Origin of the sequence: Klebsiella sp. C239, from assembly GCF_048822715.1 — a bacterium.
Lineage (GTDB): Bacteria > Pseudomonadota > Gammaproteobacteria > Enterobacterales > Enterobacteriaceae > Klebsiella > Klebsiella quasipneumoniae.
This window is the reverse complement of sequence record NZ_JBMEZK010000012.1, coordinates 59,146-73,966: the sequence shown is the minus strand read 5'-3', so window position 1 is coordinate 73,966 and position 14,821 is coordinate 59,146. Positions and strand designations below refer to the sequence as shown.

The 14,821-nt window shown below is 58.0% G+C and carries 16 protein-coding genes and 1 other annotated feature; of the genes, 2 read left to right on the top strand and 14 right to left on the bottom strand.

The genetic code is table 11. The features are described 5' to 3' along the window. The 5 genes from ACOI6Z_RS23965 to ACOI6Z_RS23945 form a co-directional block, all read right to left on the bottom strand. The gene (locus tag ACOI6Z_RS23965; RefSeq protein ID WP_023291445.1) at positions 1–501 is read right to left on the bottom strand and encodes a hypothetical protein; all 501 of its coding nucleotides are present in this window, start codon (positions 499–501) and stop codon (positions 1–3) included. Next, positions 498–860 carry a DUF202 domain-containing protein gene (locus ACOI6Z_RS23960; RefSeq protein ID WP_023291446.1) on the bottom strand — a complete coding sequence of 121 codons (363 nt, stop codon included), beginning with the start codon at positions 858–860 and terminating at the stop codon, positions 498–500. Before ACOI6Z_RS23960 ends, ACOI6Z_RS23965 begins: the two co-directional genes overlap by 4 nt. After that, positions 850–1,197 carry a YidH family protein gene (locus ACOI6Z_RS23955; RefSeq protein WP_004202264.1) on the bottom strand — a complete coding sequence of 116 codons (348 nt, stop codon included), beginning with the start codon at positions 1,195–1,197 and terminating at the stop codon, positions 850–852. The genes ACOI6Z_RS23960 and ACOI6Z_RS23955 overlap by 11 nt, the downstream gene beginning before the upstream one ends. 100 nt (positions 1,198–1,297) lie before the next feature. Beyond that, positions 1,298–2,620: a 6-phospho-alpha-glucosidase gene (locus ACOI6Z_RS23950; RefSeq protein ID WP_017899668.1), complete on the bottom strand. Its 1,323-nt coding sequence runs from the start codon at positions 2,618–2,620 to the stop codon at positions 1,298–1,300. After that, positions 2,617–4,239 (bottom strand): alpha-glucoside-specific PTS transporter subunit IIBC, encoded by a 1,623-nt coding sequence (locus ACOI6Z_RS23945; protein ID WP_023291447.1) that lies wholly within the window; start codon positions 4,237–4,239, stop codon positions 2,617–2,619. The genes ACOI6Z_RS23950 and ACOI6Z_RS23945 overlap by 4 nt, the downstream gene beginning before the upstream one ends. Positions 4,240–4,537: 298 nt before the next feature. Here ACOI6Z_RS23945 and ACOI6Z_RS23940 point away from each other — a divergent pair, with 298 nt between their 5' ends. Beyond that, entirely contained in the window at positions 4,538–5,284 is a 747-nt protein-coding gene (locus ACOI6Z_RS23940) for a GntR family transcriptional regulator (protein WP_032454424.1), read from the top strand. Here ACOI6Z_RS23940 and ACOI6Z_RS23935 read toward each other — a convergent pair. From ACOI6Z_RS23935 to ibpA, 3 genes are all read right to left on the bottom strand, one after another. Further along, a complete protein-coding gene (locus tag ACOI6Z_RS23935) occupies positions 5,252–6,913 on the bottom strand; it encodes a putative transporter (protein WP_050534283.1) in 1,662 nt (553 codons plus the stop codon). The two genes, ACOI6Z_RS23940 and ACOI6Z_RS23935, sit on opposite strands and share 33 nt — an antisense overlap. A 145-nt stretch (positions 6,914–7,058) precedes the next feature. Continuing rightward, a complete protein-coding gene (ibpB, locus tag ACOI6Z_RS23930) occupies positions 7,059–7,487 on the bottom strand; it encodes a small heat shock chaperone IbpB (RefSeq protein WP_023291450.1) in 429 nt (142 codons plus the stop codon). 116 nt (positions 7,488–7,603) lie between these two features. Continuing rightward, the gene (gene ibpA / locus ACOI6Z_RS23925; protein WP_004151523.1) at positions 7,604–8,017 is read right to left on the bottom strand and encodes a small heat shock chaperone IbpA; all 414 of its coding nucleotides are present in this window, start codon (positions 8,015–8,017) and stop codon (positions 7,604–7,606) included. Continuing rightward, positions 8,011–8,086, bottom strand: a sequence feature (ROSE (Repression Of Heat Shock gene Expression) occurs in the 5'-region of heat shock genes and acts as an RNA thermometer to modulate expression.). (Overlaps the previous gene by 7 nt.) Positions 8,087–8,331: 245 nt before the next feature. Between ibpA and ACOI6Z_RS23920 the strand changes: the two genes are divergently transcribed. Then, positions 8,332–8,664: a YceK/YidQ family lipoprotein gene (locus tag ACOI6Z_RS23920; protein WP_023291451.1), complete on the top strand. Its 333-nt coding sequence runs from the start codon at positions 8,332–8,334 to the stop codon at positions 8,662–8,664. Between the two features lies 1 nt (position 8,665). Here ACOI6Z_RS23920 and ACOI6Z_RS23915 read toward each other — a convergent pair whose 3' ends face one another. The 6 genes from ACOI6Z_RS23915 to dgoR form a co-directional block, all read right to left on the bottom strand. Further along, on the bottom strand, positions 8,666–9,892 hold the full coding sequence (locus tag ACOI6Z_RS23915) for a DUF3748 domain-containing protein (protein WP_065813012.1): 1,227 nt from the start codon (positions 9,890–9,892) through the stop codon (positions 8,666–8,668). Positions 9,893–9,943: 51 nt separating this feature from the next. Beyond that, positions 9,944–11,281, bottom strand: a complete 1,338-nt coding sequence (locus tag ACOI6Z_RS23910; RefSeq protein WP_032447014.1) for an MFS transporter — start codon at positions 11,279–11,281, stop codon at positions 9,944–9,946. Positions 11,282–11,458: 177 nt separating this feature from the next. Then, positions 11,459–12,607, bottom strand: coding sequence for a galactonate dehydratase (gene dgoD / locus ACOI6Z_RS23905; RefSeq protein WP_032454428.1), 1,149 nt, complete (start codon positions 12,605–12,607; stop codon positions 11,459–11,461). After that, entirely contained in the window at positions 12,604–13,221 is a 618-nt protein-coding gene (locus ACOI6Z_RS23900; RefSeq protein WP_044525097.1) for a 2-dehydro-3-deoxy-6-phosphogalactonate aldolase, read from the bottom strand. Before ACOI6Z_RS23900 ends, dgoD begins: the two co-directional genes overlap by 4 nt. Further along, positions 13,205–14,083, bottom strand: coding sequence for a 2-dehydro-3-deoxygalactonokinase (locus tag ACOI6Z_RS23895; RefSeq protein WP_032454430.1), 879 nt, complete (start codon positions 14,081–14,083; stop codon positions 13,205–13,207). The genes ACOI6Z_RS23900 and ACOI6Z_RS23895 overlap by 17 nt, the downstream gene beginning before the upstream one ends. After that, positions 14,080–14,769 carry a D-galactonate utilization transcriptional regulator DgoR gene (gene dgoR, locus ACOI6Z_RS23890; protein WP_032454431.1) on the bottom strand — a complete coding sequence of 230 codons (690 nt, stop codon included), beginning with the start codon at positions 14,767–14,769 and terminating at the stop codon, positions 14,080–14,082. Before dgoR ends, ACOI6Z_RS23895 begins: the two co-directional genes overlap by 4 nt. Positions 14,770–14,821: the final 52 nt, after the last annotated feature.

Here is a 14,821-nt window from a genome sequence, read left to right as displayed (position 1 = left end):
TCAGCGCAGCAGCGGCATCAACGCCTCTGGCGGCCGCTGCTGTCGGCGCAGGTCCCGCATCACTCGCATATAGGGCCCGCTGAGATCGTAGAACTGCCGATAACCCGCGCACAGCGGGTCTTCCTGTTCGCCGCAGCGGCACAGGCGTAGCCACGGACAGCCGTAGCAGGCGCTGTTGGCCGCCGGCGCGCCCGCCTGCGTTATCAACTCGCCGCACCAGGCGCTCAGCGTCTCGCTGAACAGCAAAATATTGATACGGCCAATATCTTCCCGCACCCAGCGGTGAAAGACCGCGCAGAGAAACTCTCCCCACAGCGCGGCGTCGCCAGCCGCCAGCTGCGGAATAAAATGGATAGCCGTAAGCCCCTGTTGACGCAGCTGCGCATAGAACGCCTGCGGCTGGCGGCAATGCTCCGCCTCGACCACTACCGCCTGAAAGGGAGTGTCATGTTGCTGGCCGGGGGCATGAGTGAGAGGCAAATTCGCCGGACATCCTGTCATGACATATCCCTAATGAATGAAACTATCTGTTGAAGGTGAGTAACAGCAAACAGGAATGCCAGAGAAAGTACTGCGAGTGCGATCAAAAATTTGTCACGAACCGCCCGCGGCTGTAAAAAATCGCTGTCGTCGACGTCCATCAGATGACGACGGCGGGTATAGCCCCAAAGGATCCCCGCCACTATCGCCAGCACGCCGATCGACAGCCAGAACGGCAGTCCGGCGCGGTGCCAGCTGTGCTTAATCGCCAGCGCCATCAGCGCGCCATAGCCCAGCAGGGTGCGAAACCAGGCCAGGGAGGTGCGCTCTGGCTGTAGCCCCGGGTCGCTTTCCCGCCGCGCCCGGCGTTTATCCGCCATACAGCACCAGCAACATCACCGCGACCACCACCGCCAGCAGCAGGATGCTAATCACCAGCAGCGTCCGGGTATAGGGGAGATCCTGCTTCAGGCGCATCGCCTTCTCGTTGTTCAGCCAGCGCAGATAGCCATAGATGGCCATGCCGCCGGCAAACAGGCATAGCAGCAGGGCGAGAATTTCACGGATCAGCGGCGTGGCAAAGTCTGGCGCCAGCTGGTCAAGACCGACGCCAGCGGCAAGAAAACCGAGCGCCGTGCGGATCCACGCCAGAAAGGTGCGTTCGTTAGCCAGCGAAAAGCGGTAATCAGGCGCTTCGCCGAGGCGGGAGATTTTCATGACGGTTCCTTGTTCATCGCGCAGCAGGCTTCAGCATAGCGTAAATCAGGAACCGGGGAGAAGCATCGGCGCCCCGCAGGGCGCCGGTCAACGGCGGGGATTAATGCAGCTCCGGCCAGTAATCCTTATTGGCGGCAATCAGGTCGTCGAGGATCGCTTTCGCCACCGAGGCGCTCGGCACGGTTTTCGACAGGGTAATCGCCTGCCACAGCTTGTGGTAAGAGCGTTGTTCCCAGGCATCGACCACCAGTTTTTCCACCGCCACCTGCTGGCTCATCATCCCTTTCTGGAAGTGCGGGATGTCGCCGACCGTCAGCGGCTCCGGCCCGTTGTGGCCCACCAGGCAAGGAATTTCCACCATCGCGTCGGCGTCAAAGTTATGGATCGCGCCATTGTTCGGCACAATCAGCAGCATCCTTTCCTGCGTGTTAAAGGCGATGGCCGTCGCCAGATCGACGATATACGACGCGTGCTCGTCAATCTCCAGATCGCCTGCGGAGGATTTCCCGGCGGCAATAATCGCCCGGCAGGCGCTGAAGACGTTTTTCTCACGATGATCCATCACCTCATTGGCGCGGGTGCGTTCCGGGTTGGAGTGGGCCACCACGTAGTCCGGGAACAGGTAATATTTCAGGTAGGTATTCGGCATGGTCTGCGGATCCAGCGCCTGCACATCTTTCGCTTTGGCAAAGGTGTCGTTCCAGCTTGCCTCGGTGTGCGGGTCGTTAGATGGCGGCACATAGCCGTATTTTGCCACATATTCGCGCAGTTTCGGCATCAAATCGTTGCCGTCGAGATCCTCAATCGAGGTCCACCAGCCGAAGTGGTTGAGGCCGTAGTAGCGCACGCGCATCTGTTTACGGTCTTTGAGGCCGACAATCTGCGCCATCCGCCCTTCAATGCCGATCGGCATATCGCAGATGTTGAGGATTTTGGCGTTCGGCCGCAGACGACGGGTAGCTTCCGCCACAATCGCCGCCGGGTTGGAGTAGTTAAGCATCCAGGCGTTCGGCGAATATTTTTCCATATAATCCACCAGCTCCAGCACGCCGCCGATAGAGCGCATACCGTAGGCGATCCCGCCCGGTCCGCAGGTCTCCTGGCCCAGCACGCCGTGGCGCAGCGGGATTTTCTCATCCTGTTCACGCATCGGATATTTCCCGACGCGGATATGCGCCATGACGAAATCAACATCGGTAAACGCCGCCTGCGGATCGGTGGTATAGCTGAATTCAATCTCCGGCGCCTGCTCTTTGAGGATCACTTTGCACGCCTCGGCGATGGTCTCCTGCCGCGCCCCGTCGTTGTCGTAAAATTTCAGCGACCGCAGCGGAAAACGATCCTGGTTTGCCAGCAGCATCAGGACAATGCCCGGGGTGAAGGTGCTGCCGCCGCCTGCGATAACAACTGAGAATTTTTTCATGATACTGCCTCCGTCATGGTGGTATGTTCGGTCGAAAGAGAATCTTTCATCAGGTTTTCCAGCTGGTCGCGCACCTGGGGAACGTGCAGGCCGACGATGACCTGAATCCCGTTGCCGCGGCGTACTACCCCGTGGGCGCCCAGCGCTTTAAAGACGTCGTCACTTTGCGTTTTCGCCATATCGACCAGCGCGATGCGCAGTCGGGTGGCGCAGTTATTGATACTTTCAATGTTGCTGGCGCCGCCGAGGGCCTGCAGGAAGCCAGCGGCCTGGCCCAGCCGGGTCTCTGGCGCGGCTGCCGCCGTGGTTTTACCCCGCGCCGCCTGATAATCAGCCTTGCTGTAGAGCTTGATTTCGCTCTCTTCCCGGCCCGGCGTCTTCAGGTTCAGACGCAGGATCAGGGTGCGGAAGACCACGAAGTAGAGGGCGGTGAAACAGAGACCAATACCTATCTGAATGAACATCATCGAGGCGTGGTGATGGAACATCGGGATCCAGTTTTGCGGCAAGAACTGGTCGAGCAGGCCGCCGCCGAAATTGCCCACCACCCCGCAGATGTACATCACCGTCGCCATGGACGCCGCCAGCACCGCGTGGACGGCGAACAGCAGCGGCGAGATGAACAGGAAGGTGAACTCCAGCGGCTCGGTGATCCCGACCAGCATCGCGGTCAACGTGGCGGGGATCAGCAGGCCGGCGACCTTGACGCGATTTTCCGGCGCGGCGGTGAAGTAAAGCGCCAGCGCAATACCCACCGAACCAAACACTTTCGAGTTACCGTGCAGGGCAAAGCCGCCCTCCGGGAACAGCGTCTTCAGCGGTTCCGTACTCTGGCTGAACGCCTGCAGATGCTCTGCCCAGTAGACCTGCAGTCCGCCCTCCACTACCGCCGGGCCAAAGATGAACGGGCCATAGACGAAGTGATGCAGACCGGTGGGGATCAGAATGCGCTCAAGGAAGATGTAGACCCACACCCCGAGCGCGCCGGCAGAGCGCAGGAAGGCCTGTAGCGATTCAATACCCAGCTGGACTTTTGGCCAGCCGAGCAGCGTCAGCCAGGCGCAGGGGATCATCGCGAGGAAGGCGACAATGACCACAAACGATGAGCCCTGGAAGATGCCGAGGAACACCGGCAGGGGTTTATCGAAATAGCGATTATGCAGGGCCGTCACCAGGCCGGAGATGACGATCGCCCCGATAATGCTGGTGTCGAGGGTTTTAATCCCGGCAATCATCGTCAGGCCGCTGCCGGCCGTGGGTTCAACGGAAAAGTCGACGCCGAAGAAGTGGCCCCAGGTCATCCCCATGGCGTTAATAAAGTAGTTCCAGGTGAGAAAGCTCACCAGTACCGCCAGGCAGGCCCGGCCCTGGGCCTGCTTCGCCAGGCCAATCGGCAAGCCGACGGCGAAAATCAGCGGCATATTACGAAAGACGGTCCAGCCGCCCTCTTCGATGATGTGAACGATCTGTGCAAACAGGCTGTCGGGTGCGGTCAGCGCTTCGCCGACGAACATCGGGTTGCGCAACATAATGGCGATACCGACCACGATCCCGGCGAAAGGAAACAATAAAACCGGGGTAAACATGGCGCCGCCAAAGCGTTGTATTTGACTGAGCATTGGGAAATCCTCATGTAACAACTCGTAGGGTGAATGGCCTTCTTTTTCTTGATTACCGGCCTCACTCGAGAATAGGAATTTGCCCCTCCAACAACATGCCGCGCCGTTGCGATTCGTGATCGCTTTCATGGTTTTAATTTGGCCAAAGTTGTCTACTTCGTTAACAAAAGTTAGACATCGATAAGCCAAAGGATGAAATCGATCTAATGAATGGATAATAACCTGCTGTCTTAAAACTCATTTTTTAATAACAGGTGAAGAAAATAACCTCGCTCTTTCCTGTACAAGAGGACTACTGGTGATCTACAAATCCATTGCTGACCGCCTGCGGCTGCGGCTGAATTCTGCCGACTTCTCCATCGGCAGCCCGCTGCCGGGAGAGAAAAAACTGGCCGAGGAGTTCGGGGTGGCGCGCATGACCATCCGCAAAGCCATCGACCTGCTGGTGGACTGGGGGTTGGTGGTCCGTCGCCACGGCTCGGGGACCTACGTGGCGCGTAAAGACGTCCATCATGAAACCAGCAATCTCACCGGCCTGGCGGAAGTGCTGCGCAAGCAGGGTAAAGAGGTGGTAAGCCAGGTGCTGGCCTTCGAAGTGATGCCTGCCCCGCCGGCCATCGCCAGCCTGTTGCGAATTAAAATTGATGAACGGATCTACTTCTCGCGGCGGGTGCGCTTCGTCGACGGCAAGCCGCTGATGCTGGAGGATAGCTATATGCCGGTGAAGCTGTTCCGTAACCTGTCGCTGAGCCATCTGGAGGGATCGAAATTTGATTATATTGAGAAGGAGTGCGGGATCATCATCAGCGGGAACTATGAGACCCTGACGCCGGTGCTGGCGGACAGGCAGCTGGCGCGCTCAATGAACGTTCCGGAGCAGACGCCGCTGCTGCGGATTACCTCCCTTTCCTACAGCGACAGCGGCGAGTTTCTTAACTATTCGGTCATGTTCCGCAACGCCAGCGAGTATCAGGTGGACTACCATCTGCGCCGCGTCCAGGCGCACAGCCCGCTAGCTCAGCCCCCAGAACAGCACGGCGAGTAGCTGCGGGGTGATAATCCGCAGGAACATCACCAGCGGATAGACGGTAGCGTAAGAGAGCGCCGCCGCGCCGCTGGTGGCGTGCAGATTGTTGGCGAAGGCCAGCGCCGGCGGGTCGGTCATCGAGCCGGCCAGCATGCCGCACAGCGTCAGATAGTTCATTTTCGCCAGCATGCGCGCGAGAATGCCTACCGTCAGCAGCGGGATGGCGGTGATAAAAATGCCGTAAGCGATCCAGCTCAGGCCATCGCCCTGGGTCAGGGTCGCCACAAAGTCGCCCCCCGATTTCAGCCCGACCACCGCCAGAAACAGCACGATCCCCAGCTCGCGCAGCGCCAGGTTGGCGCTCGGCGGCATAAACCAGTACAGCTTGCCGATGCTCCCGATGCGCCCGAGAATCAGCGCCATAATCAGCGGTCCCCCGGCCAGCCCGAGCTTCAGGGCGGCGGGGAAGCCGGGAATAAACAACGGGATAGATCCCAGCAGTACCCCGAGGCCGATGCCGATAAATACCGGCAGCATCTGAACCTGCTGCAGCTTCTGCTGGGCGTTACCCAGCTCGGCGGCCACGGCGTCAATCGCCTCCGGACGGCCGACCAGGTTGAGAATATCGCCAAACTGCAGGCTGGCGCTGCTGCTGGCCACCAGCTCGACGCCAGCGCGATTAAGCCGGGAGATCACGACGTCATAGCGCTGTTTGACGTGCAGATCACGTATTTTCTTCCCCAGCACTTTCTCGTTAGTCACCACCACACGCTCTACCTTCAGGTCGGTGCCGCGCGTCGACAGCGAGGTGGCCACCTCCTGGCCGATCACCAGTTGCGCATTGTGCAGATCCTCCGGCCGCCCCACCAGGTGCAGCAGATCGCCGGCCTGGATAAGGGTGCCCGGCGCAGGCACCATTAGCAGCTCACCGCGCTTCAGTCGCGAACAGACGATATTGTCGCTGTTGAGCATCGGTACATCCTGAATCGCCATCTGGTTGAGGTTGGGGTTCTCCACCCGCACATTGATGGTGTGCAAATGGGCATGGCCGTTGCCGCTGCTCTCCTCAAATTGCTGGGCCTCTTTCTCGACATTGATGCGAAAGAACAGGCGCACCAGCCACATGGTCAGCAGAATGCCGCAGATGCCGAACGGATACGCCATCGCATAGCTCATCCCCATCTGATCGACCACCTCGAACGGCACCCCGAGATCGCGCAGGATTTGCTGCCCGGCCCCCAGCGCCGGCGTGTTGGTCACCGCGCCGGAGAAGATGCCAAGCACCACCGGGAGAGGAATATTGAACAGTTTATGCAGCACCGCCGTGACCAGGCCGCCGAGAATCACGATCAGGATAGCGAAAAGATTGAGCCGCAGGCCTGAGACCCGCAGCGAGGCGAAAAAGCCTGGCCCCACCTGGATACCGATGGTGTAGACAAACAGGATCAAGCCGAATTCCTGAATAAAATGCAGCATCGGGGTGCTGAGGGCGACTCCCGCCTGATCGACAAAGTGGCCGACGATAATGCCGCCAAACAACACGCCGCCAATACCAAAGCCGACGCCGCGGATTTTGACATTGCCGATCCACAGCCCAATCACCGCCACCAGCGCCAGTACGCTGACCGTCAATGCTATCTCACTCATGGTATCGTCCCTGTGAATAACATTATTATTAACAGGGATTATGACCGCTGCCAGACGGGTTGTATGCAGCCTGGCGCACAATACCAGCAAACAGACCGGCACAAAAAAGCCCCGAAAATCGGGGCTTTATCAATAGGTTGCTTTATTAGCTATTTAACGCCGGTCGTTCGCTGATGGCGATGCGCTGCGGGGCGATCTGCTCAGGCTCATGGCGGGTCAGATCGATATGCAGCAGACCGTTGGTGAAGGTCGCGCCAGAGACCTCCATGTTGTCGGCGAGGGTGAAGCTCAGGCTGAAGGCCTGGCTCACCAGCCCCTGGTGCAGCCAGGTGGTCTCTTTTTCCGGCTGCTGCGGCGTGCCTTTTACCACCAGGCGGGTGCCTTCCAGCTGAATATCCAGATCTTCCTGACGGAAACCGGCCAGCGCAAGGGTGATGCGGTAGTGGTTATCGTCGCTTTTTTCGATGTTATAGGGCGGGAAGCTCTGGCTTTCACCGGCGGTTTGCAGGGCGCTGGCCAGTTTGTCAAAACCGATCCATTGACGCAGCAGGGGGGATAAATCGTAGTTACGCATACTGTTTTCTCCTTCTGTGAAGCGAGTGAATATCTGCGAATTGCGCGAATTCGCATATGCTCCCTGACGGCGAGCAGGTTGTTACATCAGGCCGCCACGCGGCCTGAGAGGGACAATTAGTTGATTTCGATACGGCGCGGCTTGTTCGCTTCCGGGATCACCCGTTCCAGATCGATATACAGCAGTCCGTTTACCAGGTTGGCGCCGCGGACATGAATGTTTTCCGCCAGCTGGAATTTGCGCTCGAAGTTACGCTCGGCGATCCCCTGATACAGGTAGGTCCGCTCTTTCTGCTCGGCAGCGTGGGCGCCTTTGACGATCAGCAGATTGTCCTGGGCGGTGATCTCCAGCTCGCTTTCAGCAAAGCCAGCCACCGCGATAGCGATGCGATAGTGGTTTTCGTCTACCAGCTCGACGTTATACGGAGGGTAGCCGCCATTGCTCTGGCTTTGATTGTTTTCCAGCAGGTTAAACAGGCGGTCGAAACCAATGGCTGAACGATAAAGCGGGGAGAGATCGAAGTTACGCATAATAAATAGCTCCTGAAAATCAGCGAGAATCAAATGACCTTCCATCGTGGACAGGCCGCGGTAATCCGGAATACCCCTCAGGCGTATTCTCAGTGGGTTACACCTATAAAATGGGTTTCTCCCCGTGCTTTTCAAGGGATTGAGGGCGTTTTTTTTTGCAGTTTGCCGATGATTGCTTAGACTGGGGGGAGGAGCACAAAAAGCAAAGTGCGATGCCCACCACAGTGCGGCGCAATAACGCTATGCATTCACGGGATGGCCCGATATAACCGCTAAAAGGTTATCTCAACGCCCGAAACGACGATGGAAGAACAATGAAAAGCAGACGACTGTTAAAGCTGGTCCTGTTCAGCGGGATAATAAGCCTGAGCGGTTGCTCCAGCGTAATGTCACATACCGGTGGCAAAGAGGGAACCTATCCGGGCACGCGATCCAGTGCGCAAACGCTGGGGGACAACAATACCAACTGGGGTGTGAAATCGCTGGTGGCGCTGGACATGCCGTTCACCGCCGTCATGGATACCCTGCTGCTGCCGTGGGATATGTTCCGCACCGACAGCTCAATCAAATCTCGGGTCGAAAAGAGCGAGAAGGCCACGCTGGCGACCAACTCGGTGATCCCGCCAGCGCCGATGCCTGCCCAGTAAGTTATCGCCCGGTCTGCGTGACCCACAGCTGGCGATAACCGTCCACCTCCTCCATCCAGGCAATCTGTTTACCGTCTGGCGAAAAGACGATCGCGTCCGCCGAGGGCGCATGAGCATGCGCCTCGGTTAAAAAGGTGATATCGCCTGTGCCGGCATGACAGCAGGCAATCCGCCCCTCCAGTACAAAGCCCAGCCACTCTCCCGACGGATGCCAGTTAAATGCCGACTGGATACCCGACGTGTGATGCGTCAACTGCCGCGGCTCGCCCCCCTGTGGGGAAATCAGCCACAGCTGCACCACACCGGCGTCGTCGCGCATCAGGAAGGCGATGCTCGTAGCCTGTGGATTGGCGCGCACCCAGTGACGTGGAATATTCACCAGCCCCGGATAACGGCGATGGTGGGTGAAGGTCAAACGACGCTGACTGACGCCCGCCGGCGGCGCGGGCATCGTGGTTGCGGTACCGGCCAGCGGCTCCCCGCCGGGCTGCTTCCAGCTGGCTTCATCCTGCGGCAGATCGACAATAAACAGCTCCGGGACTTTGTCGCCGTTTTCCGCCAGCGTATCGCCAATAAACGCCAGCGCATGGTTCCCCACCCAGCCCTCTTCATAGGCGCGATTAATCTCATCGCTGCCCGGCGCGGGAGTCGGCGTCGTGCGGCTCACCAGCACGCACCAGTGGCTGCCGCCATATTCGCGCAGATGGTGGCCCGGCGGCGTCACGGGTCCATACGGCGCGGCCACGCCGACGTTGCGCAGATCCAGCGCCGGGTCGCGCTCGTGCAGCACATGATCGTTGTAGGTAAAACTGACCAGCTGGCCGTTGGGGCTATAGACATGGACGTGGCTGCCGCCGCGCAGCGCCCCGGGGGTGTAAGGGGCAGTGATGTCCATGGCGTCCAGATTCTCGACGGTATCCTGAAAGGCCACCACTCCGCGGCGGTGATGAAAGTCATACTGCCATTGCGCATCCGGCCGCTCGGGGCCGTGAATGAACACGTAGCGCTCCTGGGTTGGATGCACGGTCACCACGCCCACGTGCGCGCCTTGCGTGGCACGATAAATGGTCTCCACCGCGCCGCTGTTTACGTTCACTCGCTCAATGGTCTCGCCGGTGAACGACGCACCGGACGGGCGGACGTCGAACACCAGCCACTGGCTGTCGGGGGTCCAGGTATTAACATTGGTAAGCTGATGATGACGGGGAGCAAAAGTGACTTGTTTCATAACGATACCCTGATGCGAGACTTACGCATCAGGGTAGCGTATCGCAAAAATTTAGCCTACACGTTTCACATCGCCGACCAGCAGGATATAAGACAGCGCGCCTATCAGCGCCACCACGGAGATATAGACCAACGCCGGGCCAAAGCCGTAATCCTGCGCCAGATAGCCAATCACGAGCGGTACGGTGATGCCCCCCAGGCCGCCAACAAAGTTAAACACGCCTCCGGTTAGACCGATCAGGCGCATCGGCGCCAGGGATGAGACCAGCGACCAGGTAATGGAGGCAAAACCGTTACCGAAGAATGCCAGCGCCATCAGCGCCATAATCCATACCGGGTCGTTGGTGTAGTTCGCCCCCATGATGCAGGTGGAGATCAGCAGTCCGCAGATGATCGGCGTTTTACGCGCCACGCCCAGCGAATAGCCTTTTTTCACCAGTTTATCCGCCAGCCAACCAGAGAGCAGGACGCCAAAAAACGCAGCGAGGAAGGGCACCGTGGTCATAAAACCGGCCTTCAGCGCGGTAATGCCTTTTTCCTGGGTTAAGTAGTTCGGGAACCAGGTCAGGAAGAACCACAGCGTCGAGGTTACCGCAAACTGCCCAAGGTAAACACCGACCAGCTTGCGATGAAAGACCAGCTTCCAGTCCGCTTTCGATAACGGTTGACGCGCCTCTTTCTTCACCGGCGCATCGCCATCCACCAGGCCGCCGCCGTCGCGAATATAGTCGAGTTCGGCTTTGCTGATGCTTTTGGTCAGCCGCGGCGGTTGATAAACCTTGAACCAGATCAGCGACCAGATAATGCCGATACCGCCGGTAACAATAAACACCCAGTGCCAGCTCAATAGCTCCTGGATCCAAATCAGCAGCGGCGTTAAGAAAGCCAGGCCAACAAATTGCCCCGAGGTATAAAACCCGACGGCGGAGGCGCGTTCATGCTCCGGGAACCAGCTGGTCACCATGCGGTTATTGGTTGGAAAGGCTGGTGCTTCGAAGATCCCGGTGATAGCGCGCAGGCCTATGAGCGACATTAAGCCGGTGGCGAAGCCTTGTAGCAACGTGGCTACAGACCAGCCAAAGATGGCGATAAAGTAGGTAAGCCGGGACCCCACGCGGTCAAGGAACCAACCGCCCGGGATCTGGCAGAGGGTATACAGCCAGGCAAAGGCGGAAAATACGTAGCCCATTTCCGCTTTGCTAATACCAAACTCCTCCTGAATATGCGCCGAGGCGACGGCGAGGTTGGCGCGGTCAACATAACAAATAACCACGGTAATAAAGATCATGATGAGCGTCAGATAACGGCGACGCCCGGTTTTTACAGCGGTAACTGAAATATCCATCGCAATCTGTCTCCAGATTTTGGGCATAGCGAAGCCGCTCACCATGCCCGGTAATTTACAGAGGGTGTTTTTGTTTTGTATTAATAACTATGTTGCGATGCGCTAAATAATTTGTGCTGGGGAAAGGCGGCAAATTTTCGCATCCCTGGGAGCATACAATCGTATGTGACCAGGGTAAGAAAATGCAGCCAACGCATCACCAGCGCGAAGTATGACGCGCATTTACCATTCGGCGACAGAGCCATCCTCATACCGCCACAACGGGTTTCGCCAGTCCGGCGCGTTTTTACTTAACTCAATCACGCGGGCCTCATCAATTTCCACGCCCAGCCCCGGCTTCGTCAATGGTTTAAAGAAGCCGCCTTCCATATTGAAATCTTCTTTGTTTTTCACAAAATCAAGCAGTTCGGCGCCTTTGTTGTAGTGGATCCCCATGCTCTGCTCCTGGAAGACCGCGTTATGCGAAACGAAATCAACGTGCAGACAGGCTGCCAGTGCGATCGGCCCCAGCGGACAGTGCGGCGCCAGCCCAACGTCATAGGCTTCCGCCATGCCGGCAATTTTATAGCATTCGGTAATACCGCCTGCGTGCGACAGATCGGGTTGTAAAATAGCCACCCCGCCCGCTTCAAGGACCCGTTTAAATTCAAAACGCGAAAACATACGTTCGCCGGCGGCAATAGGGATATGGGTTTGCGCCGCCAGCCGCGGATAATATTCCGCCTGCTCGGCTAATACCGGCTCCTCAATAAATAATGGGCGATACGGTTCCAGCTCTTTAATTAATACTTTGGCCATCGGCGCGCTTACCCGACCATGAAAATCGAGGCCAAACTCAATTTCATTGCCAAACGCTTCGCGGATTTGCGCCACGGTATTCACCGCAGCATCAACCGCGCGGGAATTATCAATGATGCCCATCTCTTCGCAGCCGTTTAATTTAAAGGTATCGAAACCAATGCCGCGCAGCTTCTTAATCCCGTCAATCACTTCGGCGGGGCGGTCGCCGCCCACCCAACTGTAGGCTTTAATTTTGTCGCGCACCAGCCCGCCCATCAGTTGCCAGACCGGGGCATTCAGGACCTTACCTTTAATATCCCATAACGCCTGGTCAATACCGGCGATGGCGCTCATCATAATCGGACCGCCGCGATAAAAGCCGCCGCGGTACATCACCTGCCACAGGTCATTAATCCGCGCCGGATCCTGACCAATCAGATAATCGCCAAATTCATGAACGGCGGCTTCCACCGTTCTGGCGCGCCCTTCAATCACCGGTTCTCCCCAGCCGACGATGCCTTCATCGGTTTCAATCTTCAGGAACATCCAACGCGGAGGTAAACGGTACGTGGTGATATTGGTTATTTTCATTTCACTGCCTCTCGATACGCTTTTACGAATGCGGCTGCCTGCTGCGCGGTACGTTCAACCGACTGGCCGGCACGATAGAGATCGCTCCCCAGCCCAGCCCCCACACAGCCGGCTTTAATCCACTGCGCCAGGTTTTCCGGCGTCACGCCGCCGACGGCAAAGACCGGAACCTCGGGCGGCAGCACGGCTTTCAACGCTTTGATGTAATCCGGGCCAAAAGCCGATGACGGGAAAATTTTCAGCGCCTGCGCGCCGGCATCGAGTGCGCTGAAAGCTTCGCTGGCGGTGGCGCAGCCTGGACAAACGGTCATGCCGTAACCCACCGCTCGCCGGATCACTTCCGGTTGAATGTTTGGCGTCACAATCAGCCGACAACCCATGGCCGCCAGCCGATCGACCTGCTCCGGTTGCAGCACGGTGCCCGCGCCGATAAGCGCCTGCTCGCCGTAAGCGTCGACGACCTGCGGAATACTTTTCTCCCACTGCGGCGAGTTCAGCGGGATTTCGACCGCGTCGAAACCGGCGTCGATAACGGCGCCAACGTGAGCCAGCGCCTCGTCTGGCGTAATACCGCGCAGAATAGCGATAAGCGGAAGGTTAGTTTGCCACTGCATAAGCGATGCTCCTTATTCCTGTCTGAAATGCCGTATCGCCCGCAACCGCAGTGACTTCGCGGCCAATGGCGCGGAATGCCTGCTGATAGCGGGACGTTAACGATGACCCGGCGACGAGGGTAATCGCCTGCTCTCCGGCGAACGTGGCGCTGAGGGTGGCCACTTCAGCGCCAATCAGCAGGCCGGAAAGAAATTCGCTAACCTGCTCGCGAGGCAACGCGCCCAGCACGTGCGAAGCGCGCACTTCAAACAGCTGCGGCAGGACGGCGGGGTTGTTGATACCGCGCTGCAGACCGGCCGCGAATGCATCGGCGGACGTTTCCTGCGGCGGCAAGCCGGCGCCCACCAGCGAGTGCTGAAGCAACAGATGATGCAACTCACCGGTCAAAACGGTACGAAAATCGTGAATTTGCAGGCGATCGGCCAGTACCCATTTGCAGTGGGTTCCTGGCATCACATAGACAGACGAAGGGGCTAAGGCGCGTGCGCCCAGCAGTTGCGTTTCTTCCCCGCGCATGACGTTATGGTTATCGTCACGGGAAACGCAAAGGCCGGGAATTATCCAGATATTGTCGCCAACGGCAGTTAACTGCTGGCCAATATCCGAGAAAGCGGCAGGAAGCGGCAAATAAGGGGCAATTTTCCAGCCCACGTTGCTACCGACCATACCTGCCATCACCACCGGTGTGGCGCCATCGCGCCAGTATTGTGTGATTTCCGCTAACACCGCAGCGGGAGATCGACCATTCAGGCGCGTTACGCCTGCTTCAGATTGCCTGCTTTCCAGGCATTCTTCGCCTTGGTACAGCCAGGCGCGTAAATTCGTCGATCCCCAATCTATTGCGATGTAGCGAGCCGTCATGTGATTTCCTTGAGCCTTCGTGTCGAGCTGGCGATCATCGTCAACGCCGCCTGCTCTGCCGCGTCGCTATCCTGATGCCGAATGGCGTCAAATAGCGCTTTATGTTCCTGGAGTGTTTTCGGCATGTTGCCTTCATCGCCCATCCAGGTCCGTTCAAATACCGCCCGCTGCAGCGAACTGATCGCCACGCTAAGCTGCTGCAAAACCGGATTATGTACTGACTGCAGCACCGCCTCGTGGTAGCGAATATCCGCTTCGTTAAAGGCATCCCGGTTTTGGTTGTTAGCAATCATGTCATTCAGCGCCGACTCGATTTCCGCCAGATCGCTTGAGGTGGCGCGTTCCGCCGCCCAACGTGCGATGGCGGGTTCAACCAGGTTGCGCACTTCACTCATGGCGCTGATAAGACGCGGGTCATAGTCATTTTCCAGTACCCACTGCAGCACCTCGGTATCGAGGTAGTTCCACTGGTTTCTGGAGGCGACAAACGCGCCGCGATAGCGCTTCATTTCAATCAGCCGCTTCGCCATCAGGGAACGAAACACTTCGCGGATGATGTTGCGCGAGGTTTCAAACTCCTCACAGAGTTCCGCTTCGGCCGGAAGCGCCGAACCGGGAACGTATTTACCGCTGACGATTTGTCTGCCCAGCGAGATCACAATGCGATCGGTCTTATTGAGAGTCATGGAGAGTCCTTGTGCTCTATGTGTACTGCTCTACTTTACCGTCGCTGCTGAA

What these genes read in the sequence shown, in the direction of transcription:
- ACOI6Z_RS23965 (WP_023291445.1), bottom strand. Translation starts at nt 501, where the DNA reads ATGACAGGATGTCCGGCGAATTTGCCTCTCACTCATGCCCCCGGCCAG.
- ibpB (WP_023291450.1), bottom strand. Translation starts at nt 7,487, where the DNA reads ATGCGTAACTACGATTTATCCCCCCTGCTGCGTCAATGGATCGGTTTT.
- ACOI6Z_RS23920 (WP_023291451.1), top strand. Translation starts at nt 8,332, where the DNA reads ATGAAAAGCAGACGACTGTTAAAGCTGGTCCTGTTCAGCGGGATAATA.
- ACOI6Z_RS23915 (WP_065813012.1), bottom strand. Translation starts at nt 9,892, where the DNA reads ATGAAACAAGTCACTTTTGCTCCCCGTCATCATCAGCTTACCAATGTT.
- dgoR (WP_032454431.1), bottom strand. Translation starts at nt 14,769, where the DNA reads ATGACTCTCAATAAGACCGATCGCATTGTGATCTCGCTGGGCAGACAA.
- ACOI6Z_RS23960 (WP_023291446.1), bottom strand. Translation starts at nt 860, where the DNA reads ATGGCGGATAAACGCCGGGCGCGGCGGGAAAGCGACCCGGGGCTACAG.
- ACOI6Z_RS23935 (WP_050534283.1), bottom strand. Translation starts at nt 6,913, where the DNA reads ATGAGTGAGATAGCATTGACGGTCAGCGTACTGGCGCTGGTGGCGGTG.
- dgoD (WP_032454428.1), bottom strand. Translation starts at nt 12,607, where the DNA reads ATGAAAATAACCAATATCACCACGTACCGTTTACCTCCGCGTTGGATG.
- ibpA (WP_004151523.1), bottom strand. Translation starts at nt 8,017, where the DNA reads ATGCGTAACTTCGATCTCTCCCCGCTTTATCGTTCAGCCATTGGTTTC.
- ACOI6Z_RS23895 (WP_032454430.1), bottom strand. Translation starts at nt 14,083, where the DNA reads ATGACGGCTCGCTACATCGCAATAGATTGGGGATCGACGAATTTACGC.
- ACOI6Z_RS23945 (WP_023291447.1), bottom strand. Translation starts at nt 4,239, where the DNA reads ATGCTCAGTCAAATACAACGCTTTGGCGGCGCCATGTTTACCCCGGTT.
- ACOI6Z_RS23900 (WP_044525097.1), bottom strand. Translation starts at nt 13,221, where the DNA reads ATGCAGTGGCAAACTAACCTTCCGCTTATCGCTATTCTGCGCGGTATT.
- ACOI6Z_RS23950 (WP_017899668.1), bottom strand. Translation starts at nt 2,620, where the DNA reads ATGAAAAAATTCTCAGTTGTTATCGCAGGCGGCGGCAGCACCTTCACC.
- ACOI6Z_RS23955 (WP_004202264.1), bottom strand. Translation starts at nt 1,197, where the DNA reads ATGAAAATCTCCCGCCTCGGCGAAGCGCCTGATTACCGCTTTTCGCTG.
- ACOI6Z_RS23910 (WP_032447014.1), bottom strand. Translation starts at nt 11,281, where the DNA reads ATGGTGAGCGGCTTCGCTATGCCCAAAATCTGGAGACAGATTGCGATG.